The following is an 11,962-nucleotide window of genomic DNA, read 5'->3' as shown; positions in this document are numbered from 1 at the left end:
TTTTTAATACCTAAAATAAAAATGGGGCTGAAGAATCAATTCTGATTCATCAGTCCCATAAATTATAGAGCCAGAATTTCTAAAGATAAAAAACAACCCGCAAAAAAGATGATACCTCTCTAGTTATTTATTTTAGCAGAAAGGGATTGCGAGTATCGTTGATAGAACAAGGTTGCTGAATGTTCAAGTACTAAACAAACGAGGTCAGAAAGGAACATTATGCCAAAGCATGACAGTGAAGTGACAAAAATGAAACGCCAAGCAGCAGCATATTATGCTATATTTTACACAATTAGGTCATCTTTTATGAGAGGATAAATTATTCTTTAGACTATAAAAAATAAAAGTTCCGCAAAAACCAACCGGAAGTCCTATAGATTAACCAGCCATTCTTACGTAAGATGGAATGAGAGTATGACAAATGATAAGAAGAAAGGGTGAGACATCATCGAAAACAAACATGGATTAACCTCAGCAGAGGTAAAAGCACGGATTCAACGGGGAGAAGTCAACAAATCAAAGAAAGATAAGACGAATTCGTATCCGAAAATCATTTTTACAAATGTTTTTACTTTTTTTAATCTGATCAACAGCCTCCTCTTTTTCTTAGTGGCATTAACTGGTTCTTATCAGAATGGCTTATTCGTTTTTGTCGTTTTTAGTAATGTGATCATTAACATGTTTCAAGAAATCCGTTCGAAGCGAACCCTTGATAAACTGGCGCTGTTAAAAGTTGCCAAAGTCAATGTGTATCGTGATGGCAATTTAGAAACATTGCCGATCCATAAATTAGTCCTAGATGACATTCTGTTATTGAAGAATGGTGACCAAGTTCCGGCAGATGCCAAGGTCATCGAAGGTTCATTGGAAGTGAATGAATCGCTATTGACAGGAGAAATGGATAGCATCAGTAAAGAACCTGATGCTGAACTGTTTTCAGGCAGCTTTGTCACAGCCGGTGAGGCACTTTGCCAAGTCATCCACGTCGGCGAAGAAAATTATATTGAAAAAATCAATAAGGAAGCGAAAACGATCAAGCGGCAAAAATACTTGATTCAAGGAAGTCTGAACAAAGTCATTCGCTGGATCAGTATGATTCTGATTCCATTGTGTACGTTGTTATTCCTTAAACAATATTTTATTACGCATGCCTCTTTCAACAAAGCCATTTTGCGAACTGTCGCCGCAGCTGTAGGAATGTTTCCAGAAGGATTATTTTTACTGACGAGTGTGACCTTAACCATCAGTGCCGTCTATCTGGCACGAAAAAAAGTCTTGGTGCAAGAGCTTAACTGTATCGATGCGTTAGCACGAGTGGATGTTCTTTGCTTAGATAAAACGGGAACGATCACAGAAGGACAAATGACAGTAGAGAAAGTGATCCCTTTTACCTCAGAAGAAGAAATGACAGAGATCACGCAAAATCTACTGGCACATTTACCGGACAAGAACCCAACGGCCATGGCATTAAGAGACTTCTTTCCAGAGAAGGAAACGTATGCGATGCAGCATGTCGTGCCTTTTTCTTCGGAACGAAAATTCAGTTGTGTTTCTTTTGAAGGAAAAGGGACCTACTTTATTGGTGCGGCCTCTATTCTTTTGTCCAACGAGCATGCCCCTGTTTTAAAACAAGAACGAGCGCTGGCTGAACAAGGGTATCGGGTCATTGTATTGGCACATAGCCCTCAGATTTGCGAAAATCATGAGTTACCTGCAACGATTGAACCTTTAGGATTTTTCTTATTATCGGATACGGTCCGATCAGATGCCAAAGCTACTCTAGAGTATTTCAGATCCCAAGCCATTCAGTGCAAGATCATTTCTGGCGATGATCCGGTCACGGTTAGTCAAATCGCCAAAAAAGTCAATCTTCCCGGAGCGTCTGATTATATCGATGTTTCGACGCTTACCTCCGAAGAACTGAAAGAGGCAGTCGGCAACTATCAGATCTTTGGTAGAGTGACTCCACAGCAAAAAAAAGAAATGGTCATTTATTTAAAAGAAATGAATCATACGGTTGCTATGACAGGAGATTGGGTCAACGATGTCCTAGCTCTTAAAGAAGCCGATTGCTCGATCGCAATGGCATCAGGAGTCGATGCAGCAAGACAAGTGGCAAATTTAGTTCTGCTGGAAAACCAGTTTTCGGCGCTGCCTTCGGTACTGGATGAAGGGAGAAGAGTCATCAATAATATTACCCGCTCAGGGTCGCTCGTTTTGGTTCAAGTGCTTTTCTCCATCTTGATCACTATGGGAACACTGTTATCGGGGACCGCTTATCCTTTTGAACCGATCCAACTTACGATCATCAATGCTTGTTTTGTAGGCATTCCTACCTTTTTGTTGAATTTCGAACCGGATTTCAATCGGATCAAAGGCGCCTTTTTGTCTACTATTTTCAAAAATGCTTTCCCGGCTTCGCTGTCAATCGCAATTGGAACATTACTTATTATTAATATCGGGCACTTGTTCGGCAGCAGTGGTCAAGCTTTATCGATCATGTGTGTGATTTTTACTGCATGGAATTACATCTTGATCCAGCGGAAAATTTATCCGCCAAACAGCAAGTACCGAACATTTGTCTTCTTTGGCACACAGCTCCTCTACTTTATCGCATTGATTGTCGGAAGAGATCTATTTAATCTCGGCAATACGACCTATATCAATTTGATTTTGTTGATCGCATTACTCAACTATTCCGTCTTTATCCAACGATTAGCGAGCAAACTGGTCCATCGTGTTTTTCGGCGCTATGCTAAAAAAGGTGTCCTTCAAAAATCCTAACTTGAAAACAGCGCTAGTGAAGGCGCTGAGATAGAGTAGGCCAGAATCTAAGGAAAAAAAGTATTTTTAGTAAGGATTTTCTCAAATTGCTGGTTAATGAATGGACTTAAGCCATTTTAGTGCAGCATCTTCCGGGTGGTCAGTTATGACATCAGGAAGAATTGGCTTTTCTTCATACAGTATCCCATTGGAACCTTTGATTTTTGCACCTGCTAAGGACAAAGCGTATTTTCCATAAAGAGGAATCATTGAAACCCCTGTGGCATAACCAGCTGTTTCTTCTCCAAAAGAGGAAACATGGTCTTGTCCTAAAAGAGCAACCAGTAGAACTTCAGCTGAACTAGCAGTCTGATGATCTGTTAAGACAGCAATAGGCAAGTGATGAAAGTTTAAGTTAGTTGGTAGACTTAAATTATCTTCTTCAAAACATATTTTCCCGTCTTTCTTGAAGACGGGGATTTTTTTGTTAGGAGAAGTAAATTCGAATAGTTTACCTTCTTTAAAGAAAGGAGCGCATGCCCCTAACATAGGCATCATATTGCCACCAGTATTCCCTCGTAGATCAATAATGACACCTTTGGGATCAGAAATCTTGGAAAGTTGTTCGAGTGCTGTAGTAACGTAAGTGTGCACATTTTCTTCATCACTAGCAGGAAATGAAGGCAAAATGAGGGTCACAATGTTGTCTTCTGCCAAGATTCTAGGGAAAGTAAGCAGAGCTGGATTGAAAAGTGGCGCTTTATCCTCTTGGACTTCAATAATAGCTGAATGATCACCACCAGCTTCCTTTATGGCTTCATTGAGCATGGGCACAACATCATCAAACGTATCGTCTTTTTTGACTTGAGCTAGATAGTTTGGTATTTCTTTCTCAAATCCGGTCTCTTTTGCATATACTCCATAATTCTCCATAATTGTTAATGCATCTTTTGTTAATCGATAGACGGAAGGTGGAATCATATAGATCGGTTTATTAAAAAGTGCGAGTCCGATCTGTAGTCCAAAGAAATGGATCGACAGTCCTAAAATTGCACCGACGGAAAAAAGAGCGATTAATACTTTCTTCATCTCGTACACTCCAATCAATTTTTTATAGGTGTGATTCATTCATTTTAACAGATTATATTGTCAAAATAGAATGATAAGTTATTTTGTTACTAATGAGGGGCTATATCTAACATTTGAAGGAATAAGTTTGTATTTGGAGGATAGATTGGATTTTATCGAAAATCGGAAATGTAAAGGAACCTTTACACAAGCTGTGAAATATGGTAACTTCTATGTAAAGGAAACTTGACAGGAGTGAGAAGATGCCAGTCATCAATCGTTTAAGAAGCATACGTGAGGAACAAGGATTATCACAAGGCGAATTAGCAGCGATTATGGGCGTTTCTCGTCAAACGATCAACGCCATCGAAACCCACAAATACAATCCTTCATTAGAGTTGGCATTACGGATTGCTCATTATTTTAAACTATCAGTGGAGGAGCTGTTTAAATTGACTGGAGGCACAAACGAATGAAAAACAAGTGGGCAAGTATTTTTGAGAAAGTATTACACGTGCTGTGGGTAGCAGCAAATTTGATTTTCTTTACCTGGGTAGGCTATTGGTTTATTGGAGTCTTATTTATTCTTGGCTTTTATCTCTTGTATGGATTACTTCTTCGATCAGTGAGTAGAATGGAAAAAGAGTCTTATGATGAACGGCAGAATCAGTTGAAAAGCAATAGCTATAAGTGGGGATTGAAAGTTGGATTTATATTATTATTTACTATGCCGGGTTTTTTCAGTAATCCTAGTGATTTCGCTTTTTTTGTCATGGGGATCGTAGGTAGTGTGATAGTGGGCTATCAAATGTTGAGTGGCAGTTTTTTTGGACACAATGCAAGGAAGGGAGAAGTCTATACTATCTTGAGCGTCTTTCTTTTTATCGGTGCAGGAGGTACGTTTCTTTACTGCCGCGACATGGTCATTGGTTCACAGAAGCTAGTTGCAGCGGGGAGAATCACCATTGATTCCGGGTTTTGGCTTGTTTTAGCCAGTTTAGTGATTAGCCTAACGGGCTGGATGTATGTGTTTAAGGAAAGAGCAAATAGGGCTTAGAATTATACTATTATACTTAGGGTACCTATTTCCTTGGCTTATGTTCTTCTCCATCAATAATTAATTTTATAATATTAGAAATCTACTAACCCGAAAAGTCCAAAAAATCTTGGGCTTTTATTTTTATCTATAAATTTTTTTACTTATAAATGCCCAGGTCTTATTATCTGAAAGTCATGATTGAACAGCAAAGAAAAAAATTCCACAATGCTCTTCCCAATTTATTTAAAAGCGCTTTCTTTTTTTCTGTTATTCTTAGTGTAATAAGAGATGGAAGGAGCGAAAGAATGGAAACAGTCAATGAAAATCAAACAATATTTGATCGGAATGTTATTGATCTAAATATGAAAGCCAGCACAAAAGACGAAGTGATTCGTGAATTAGCTACTCTATTGTACAAAGAAAATTATCTCAGCAAACTTGACGATTTTATTGCCTCTGTATACGAGCGTGAGGCAGAAGGGATCACAGGAATGGGGAATAACGTGGCAATTCCCCATGGGAAATCAGATTCGGTCATGCGAGCTGGAATCGCAATCGGTAAAACAAACAAAATGATTCACTGGGAATCTTACGATAATCAACCAGTTAATTTTTTCTTTTTGTTTGCGGTTCCGGACGATGTATCTGGTGCAAAATTACACCTGCAATTGTTGAGTAAGGTTGCAGCAAAATTAAGTGATGATGAACTATTAAATCGATTAAAAATAACCCACTCAGTTGATGAGGTTATCGATCGATTAAAGATTTAAGGAGGAAGAAAATGAAAATAGTTGGAATCACTGCTTGTACAGCAGGAATCGCGCATACGTATATTGCAAAGGAAAAAATTGAGAAAGCTGCCATAAAAGCTGGGGATGATGTGAAAATTGAGACGCAAGGTTCGATTGGGGTAGAAAATGAATTAACTGAAAAAGATATTCGTGAAGCAGATATCGTGTTGCTAGCTACGGATATTGGCGTATCTCGGGAACGATTCAAAGGGAAAAAAGTCATTGACATTCCCATAGCATTGATCATGAAATCACCAGAAGGTGTAATCAAGAAAATTCATGAAAAATTAGGCTTATGATCAAGGAAAGGAGTAGCATACATGAAGGGGAAATTTGAGGTAAAGAAACACGTACTGACAGGAATTTCGTATATGATTCCGATCATTGTAGCCGGTGGTATTTTGGGGGCACTAGCAAAAGGGTTTGGCGGATACAATATTGGAGATTTAGTTCAACCGGGAGTCACGCCGTTTTCTGAGATGGATCCTTATACGTGGACAGGTTTTTGGTGGGGAGTCAACAAGCTGAGTTCCTATGCAATGGCCTTTGCGGTTGCGGTTATGGCTGCTGGCACCGCCTATTCCATTGCTGGACGGCCAGCTATTGTACCAGCACTTATTTTAGGATATACCGCTAATGAAACAAAAGCCGGATTTTTAGGGGGCTTGCTGGTCGCTTTTGTGATTGGTTATGGTGTGAATTGGGTGAAAAAATGGAAAGTACCAAGTTGGATGCAAGGCTTGATGCCGGTCTTGGTTATCCCAGTAATAGTTACTTTAGTTAGTGGGATGTTGTTTCTAATGATTTTCTCGCCACCGTTAGCTTTCATTATGGATAGATTCCAACAATGGATCATTGCGCTGAATGGCGGAGCAAAGTCTGTGATCGGTGGGGTAATCGGTGCCTGCATGGGATTTGATTTAGGCGGTCCTATCAATAAAACTGCTTCACTGGCAGCCAATGCATTAGGAGCAGATGGAATCAACGGTCCAATGGCGGCTAAACTAGTTGGAGGGATGACACCGCCAATCGGGGCATTCATTGCCACTTTGTTAGCCAAAAAAAAATTTGCACAAGCACAAATCGATACCGCTAAAGCTGCTTTTCCAATGGGGTTATGTTTTATAACCGAAGGTGTACTGCCATTTGCGGCAGCAGATCCAGTTCGTTTCATCATCAGCTCCGTATTAGGATCCGCAACTGCTGGAGCAATAGCGGTAGGATCTGGCGTGGAATCAGTTGCGGCTCATGGCGGTATTTTTGTGATACCAATGATGACGAATCCATTAATGTTCGTTGTAGCTCTGGTGATCGGTTCAGTTGTTACCGGCGTTGTCTATGCGGTCATCAAACGTGAAACGGTAGCAGAAACTGAAACAGTAGAAAACAGTGAAACAGACGATTTCGATTTTGACATTACTTTAGAAGAATAAGAAACGCGATCATATGAAGAAGAGGGGGACAACAATGTTAGTAAGTATGAAATCAATTTTAGAAGATGCCAATAAAAATTATTATGGTGTGATGGCGATGAATAGTATCAATATTGAAATGGCGCGTGCAGGAATCGAAGCAGCCGCAGAACAGCGTTCACCGATCATCATTCAATTCGGTCCTGGTCAAATGAAAAATCATGCACATAAAGAAGAAATGATTCCATTGATCAAGGAACTGGCAACCAGAGTTACTATTCCTGTTGCGTTGAATCTAGATCACGGCATGGACTTCCAAGTCATTGCTGAATGTATCAATCAAGGCTTTACAAATGTCATGTTTGACGGTTCAAGCCTGTCTTATGAAGAAAACTTGCAAAAGACGGCAATGGTCTGCAGTCTTGCACATAGTGTTGGCTGTTCTGTTGAAGCAGAATTAGGACATGTAGGACAAGCGCTGAACGAAGATGATGCAAATATGGATCTTTACACAAATCCTGAACAAGCATTACACTTTGTTCAAAAAACAGATGTTGATGCTCTAGCTGTTGCGATTGGTACCGCACATGGCAACTACCCCAAAGGGAAAATACCACAACTAGACTTTGAGCGTTTAGCAGAGTTAAAAGAAACGTTGCAGATGCCATTAGTGCTTCATGGAGGAAGTGGTTGCGGGAAAGCCAATTTAAGAAAAGCAGTTTCTTTAGGAATCAATAAAATCAATGTGGCTACAGATGCGTTCACTGTTGCAAAAGAAGCCATGATGAGAGAACTAAAAAAAGACGAGCAAACGGATTATATGCATTTATGTATGGCTGCTGAAGCAGGAGTCAAGCAATTTGTGAAAGATTACATTGAGGTAATCGGCTCAAAAGATCGTTATATTTTCGGCGAGGTTACTTACACGGGTCATGAATAGTTAATGAAAGGCAGAATCTGATAGGAGGGCTTTGGATTTGATAAAAGACAAATTAGTAAAGAGAGAGATCTTACGTTTTCTTCAGAAAAATCCGGAGACCTCTATCAAAAAAATAGCTGAATATGTTGGCAAATCTGAAAAATCGATTCGGAGGAAAATCGCCCAAATCGATGATTTGTTGGTAGAAAATAAACTTGGACGAATTGATACGAAGCCTGGTAGAGGGATCTTATTTGTTCTCTATCCAAATAAACAAAACCAGTTATTAAAACATTTTAGTGATTTTTCTATACCTGAAGGAATTTCCCAAAATGATGAATGGACATTAATTTGTTTGCTGTTGGAAAGGGCGAGTAATCACTTTATCACTCAAGTAGAATTAGCTGAAAAATTATATGTCAGTATACCTACTTTCAGAAAACTAATGAGTCATGTGAAAGAATGGTTTGCTGATCATCATATTATGATTCAAACGATTCCCGGAAAAGGACTTACTTTGGTAGGTGATGAATATTCAAAACGGGTAGCGATTCGAGATGCGATCCTTCTGCAAGAAGATGAAAAACAAACTGTTGTTTTGCAACGATTTGCCAGAGGAATATCTGTTGAAGAAATCTCTGAGATTATTCGAAAAGCAGAAAGTGATTGGAAAATCAAATTTTCTAATACCTCATTTATCAAAATACGAATCATGCTGATTTTGAGCGTTGGAAGATTTTCTTATGCCTCTGATATGCCAACGATTGCTGATTTTGAAAGAGAATACACCAATGAATATAGTTTTGTTGAAACCCTTTATCGTGGATTAGAAAAAAGAGGATTCGGAACATTCAATGAGGTAGATAAAAGAATACTTACTGCGGAAATTCTTGTATCAAATAAATTGCGCTGGAAGGATTCGGCAGCACTCACTAATTTAAAAAATCAGTATGATAACGATTTGCTTGAATTTGTTCATACAATCATTTCATCTATTTCAGAAATTTTGCAACAGCCATTGACGGAAGACAAAATTTTGGAAGAAGAACTGACAAACCATCTTCGTTCTGCTATTTTTCGAATGAAATACGGGCACAAAAATTCATCTGAATTGACCCGAGACTTGAAAAAACTCTATGGTCGCGTCTTTTTGAGCGTTTGGTCAACAAGTCAATTATTTGAGGACTACTATAATGTACAGTTAACCGAAGATGAGATTGCTTACATCGTTTTGTATATCGAAGCCGCTATATTGAGAAATCAAAGTCAAGTTGATGCTTATTTAGTAACGGATCGAGGCCGTTCCCAAAGTTTGTTTGCCACTGAATATATTAAAAAAAATATTCCAGAAATCAAAGAGATTCATATTATACGAGAAGAAGAAATTGACTCTACCAGAAAAGATGTCCTTTATTTAACGATGGTTCCAGTAGATTCGGTCACTGCAGTTCCGATTTCTTATCTTCCTTCAAACAAAGATCTTGTGAATATTCGAACGGCTCTTTCTCGTTGGGGAATTGTACCTGGATCAATCTCTATTTTTTCCGATGCATCCAAGCCGTTGCTGGATCCAAGATTGATCTTCGTAAATCAAACATATACAAACAAAGAAGAAGTCGTGACATTTTTATCCAATCAACTAGAAAGTTTAGGGTTTGTATCGCCAAATTTCTATCTGACGGTTTGGAAAAGGGAACAAAAGACAACTACCTGTATCGGTCATCATACAGCGATTCCACATGGAAGTATGACAGAAGTATTTGAACCTAAAGTAGCAATAATGGTTTTGAATGAACCAATTCTTTGGTACGAGGATGAAATGGTGGACACGGTCTTTTTACTGGCCACTAGAATGCAGACCCCGATTGAAATTAGACAGAACAAACATTTTTATCGGGAATTAACCGATTTCACAGAAAACGACTCACTAATGGCCGCTTTTAAAGCGAAAAAAAACGCTTTGGCAGCTTTCAATTATCTTTTTTTAAAAATAAATGAGGTGGAAAAGAATGAAAATTGCACTTTTGAACGAATTTAGTCAGGCAGCAAAGAATCCAATTATCCTAAATGAATTGACAACAATCGGCAACAAATATGGTCATGAGGTTTATAATGTTGGCATGAGTGAACCTTTATTATCAGAAGATCTGCCAGAAGCTTACAGCAAAGACAATCCACGTTTGACTTATATTCATTTAGGTATTCAAGCGGCACTGCTGCTTCATTCAGGAGCGATTGATTTTATTGTGACTGGCTGCGGCACTGGACAAGGCGCATTAATGTCTCTAAATGCCTATCCCGGTGTGATATGCGGGTATTGTATCGAACCAACCGACGCATATCTTTTTTTGCAAATCAATAATGGTAATGCCCTGTCTTTACCTTATGCTAAAGGATTCGGCTGGGGCGCAGAGCTAAACCTGGAAACAATCTTCGACCGTGCTTTTGGTTCTAACAAAGGAAATGGGTATCCTAAAGAACGGAAAGCATCACAAAATCGCAATGCAGAAATATTGAATGAAGTAAAACAAGTGATGGCAAAACCACTACTGTCAGGTTTGAAAGCACTGGATCCAGCTTTGGTTCGCACCGCGTTAACCCCACGTTTTTTGGAATGTTTTGACGCTGGCTGCCAAAATCCTTCTATAAAAGCCTTTGTAGAAAAAATGAGATAGGAATGAAGAAGAATAATCAACAACCCAAAGTAGAAAGAACTACTTCGGGTTGTTTGTCTATCACTTATGGTAGAGAAATCTTCCTTTTCATCCCCACAATCTGTCTTTATATTCCTTTTATGGTAGACTACAACTAGACAGAGGAAGATAAAGCAGCAGTGAAAATACATAGCATAAGGAGCAACTGTTTATGGCAACGATTCGAGATATTGCAAGAATGACTGGTTATTCCATCACTACGGTTTCCCGGGTTATCAACGGCCATCCGTATGTGGAAGAACAAAAGCGTCAAACCATTTTAGCCATGATGAAAGAACTGAACTATAAGCCGAATAAGATCGCTCAGAAACTAAGCTCAGGAAAAACATTCAATGTGGGAGTCATCGTACCATTTGTCAACCATCCCTTCTTCGATAGAATACTAAATGGCATTATGGAAGAAGCATTTGCGCAACAATATAAGGTGACGCTTTTACCAACTAATTTCGATAAAGCCTTGGAGAAGGACTATTTAGAAGAGTTCGCTGCCAAAGGGTTCGATGGATTGATTGTCATCACTCGTGCCAACCATATTGAGACATTTCGCCCCTATCTTGAAAATGGTCCTATCGTTTTTTGTGAAGATGCCAGCGGAACGGATGTCCCATTTGTAACGATCGATCAAGTTGGCTCAGTGACAGCCAGCATCCTTTATCTTAAAGAACAAGGCGTTAAACGGTTAGGCTTGACTCTTGGCCGCAGCAAACGACTCAGCTGTAATTCGATCAATACGATCGCTAAAGCAAAGGAGCTCTTTCCCGGGTTTTCAGAAGAGGACATTTTTTGGGATTGTATCAAAGCAGAAGATGGCGAGGCTGCGGCTGTTTTTTTCAAAGACCGGGGCGTTGACGGGATCATTACCAATGGAGATGAAATCGCAGCGACAATATTATCTCAATATGGGGAAAGAAAAGCACCTCTGATTATCGGTCAAGAAAACTTACTGATCAGTCGATTACTGAACTTTTCAACCGTTGAATTCCATTTGCACCTCTGTGGACGAGAAGCGTTCCGTCTATTCCAGGAACGGAGTAGGGAACAAATCGTTTTACCGTTTGAATTGCTTGTTCGCAGTTAAGCAATGCTCTAAAAATGTGTTATCAAAATCACCATTCTTTTTTAGGAGACTGCCGTTTCGCAAGAAAAGGATAAGAAAGCCCTCATGAGAATAGAGGGCTTCCAGACTGTAGACAAAGTCCATTTTATGGATGATGTCTACAGTCTTTTCTTTTATAATAGATTTATGAAAACGAATG

12 protein-coding genes are annotated in these 11,962 nt (G+C 39.2%); 10 read left to right on the top strand and 2 right to left on the bottom strand.

The genetic code is table 11. The features are described from left to right. The first annotated feature begins 444 nt into the window (after window positions 1-444). The gene (locus AB5Z52_RS14365; RefSeq protein ID WP_368243862.1) at window positions 445-2,784 is read left to right on the top strand and encodes an HAD-IC family P-type ATPase; all 2,340 of its coding nucleotides are present in this window, start codon (window positions 445-447) and stop codon (window positions 2,782-2,784) included. 93 nt (window positions 2,785-2,877) lie between these two features. Here the strand turns inward: AB5Z52_RS14365 and AB5Z52_RS14360 are convergent, their stop codons facing one another. Continuing rightward, the gene (locus AB5Z52_RS14360; protein WP_103300168.1) at window positions 2,878-3,852 is read right to left on the bottom strand and encodes a S41 family peptidase; all 975 of its coding nucleotides are present in this window, start codon (window positions 3,850-3,852) and stop codon (window positions 2,878-2,880) included. Window positions 3,853-4,094: 242 nt separating this feature from the next. Here AB5Z52_RS14360 and AB5Z52_RS14355 point away from each other — a divergent pair, with 242 nt between their 5' ends. The 9 genes from AB5Z52_RS14355 (at window position 4,095) to AB5Z52_RS14315 (ending at window position 11,784) form a co-directional block, all read left to right on the top strand. After that, entirely contained in the window at window positions 4,095-4,307 is a 213-nt protein-coding gene (locus AB5Z52_RS14355; RefSeq protein WP_003125516.1) for a helix-turn-helix transcriptional regulator, read from the top strand. Beyond that, window positions 4,304-4,888 (top strand): hypothetical protein, encoded by a 585-nt coding sequence (locus AB5Z52_RS14350; protein WP_288551527.1) that lies wholly within the window; start codon window positions 4,304-4,306, stop codon window positions 4,886-4,888. The genes AB5Z52_RS14355 and AB5Z52_RS14350 overlap by 4 nt, the downstream gene beginning before the upstream one ends. A 287-nt stretch (window positions 4,889-5,175) precedes the next feature. Continuing rightward, window positions 5,176-5,640, top strand: a complete 465-nt coding sequence (locus AB5Z52_RS14345; RefSeq protein WP_005470450.1) for a PTS sugar transporter subunit IIA — start codon at window positions 5,176-5,178, stop codon at window positions 5,638-5,640. Window positions 5,641-5,651: 11 nt separating this feature from the next. Next, entirely contained in the window at window positions 5,652-5,960 is a 309-nt protein-coding gene (locus tag AB5Z52_RS14340) for a PTS fructose transporter subunit IIB (protein WP_005470452.1), read from the top strand. A 21-nt stretch (window positions 5,961-5,981) separates the two neighbouring features. Next, on the top strand, window positions 5,982-7,094 hold the full coding sequence (locus AB5Z52_RS14335; protein WP_003125518.1) for a PTS fructose transporter subunit IIC: 1,113 nt from the start codon (window positions 5,982-5,984) through the stop codon (window positions 7,092-7,094). A 34-nt stretch (window positions 7,095-7,128) separates the two neighbouring features. Continuing rightward, window positions 7,129-8,013 carry a class II fructose-bisphosphate aldolase gene (locus AB5Z52_RS14330; RefSeq protein ID WP_176332916.1) on the top strand — a complete coding sequence of 295 codons (885 nt, stop codon included), beginning with the start codon at window positions 7,129-7,131 and terminating at the stop codon, window positions 8,011-8,013. A 37-nt stretch (window positions 8,014-8,050) separates the two neighbouring features. Beyond that, window positions 8,051-10,030, top strand: coding sequence for a PTS sugar transporter subunit IIA (locus AB5Z52_RS14325; RefSeq protein WP_288551528.1), 1,980 nt, complete (start codon window positions 8,051-8,053; stop codon window positions 10,028-10,030). Continuing rightward, window positions 10,002-10,667 (top strand): RpiB/LacA/LacB family sugar-phosphate isomerase, encoded by a 666-nt coding sequence (locus tag AB5Z52_RS14320; protein ID WP_003125523.1) that lies wholly within the window; start codon window positions 10,002-10,004, stop codon window positions 10,665-10,667. The genes AB5Z52_RS14325 and AB5Z52_RS14320 overlap by 29 nt, the downstream gene beginning before the upstream one ends. A gap of 190 nt (window positions 10,668-10,857) precedes the next feature. Continuing rightward, a complete protein-coding gene (locus AB5Z52_RS14315; protein ID WP_005470459.1) occupies window positions 10,858-11,784 on the top strand; it encodes a LacI family DNA-binding transcriptional regulator in 927 nt (308 codons plus the stop codon). On the opposite strand, the gene AB5Z52_RS14310 is transcribed toward AB5Z52_RS14315, so the two are convergent. Continuing rightward, the coding region (locus AB5Z52_RS14310) for a hypothetical protein (RefSeq protein ID WP_368243860.1) at window positions 11,755-11,962 on the bottom strand (208 nt) is incomplete at its 5' end. The genes AB5Z52_RS14315 and AB5Z52_RS14310 overlap by 30 nt on opposite strands.

The sequence above is a fragment of the Enterococcus sp. RTP21361st1_A6_RTP21361_211029 genome (genome assembly GCF_040910045.1).
GTDB classification, from domain to species: Bacteria; Bacillota; Bacilli; order Lactobacillales; family Enterococcaceae; genus Enterococcus_D; species Enterococcus_D gallinarum.
The sequence above is the reverse complement of the archived record's forward strand: the minus strand, read 5'-3'. Positions and strand labels throughout refer to the sequence as shown.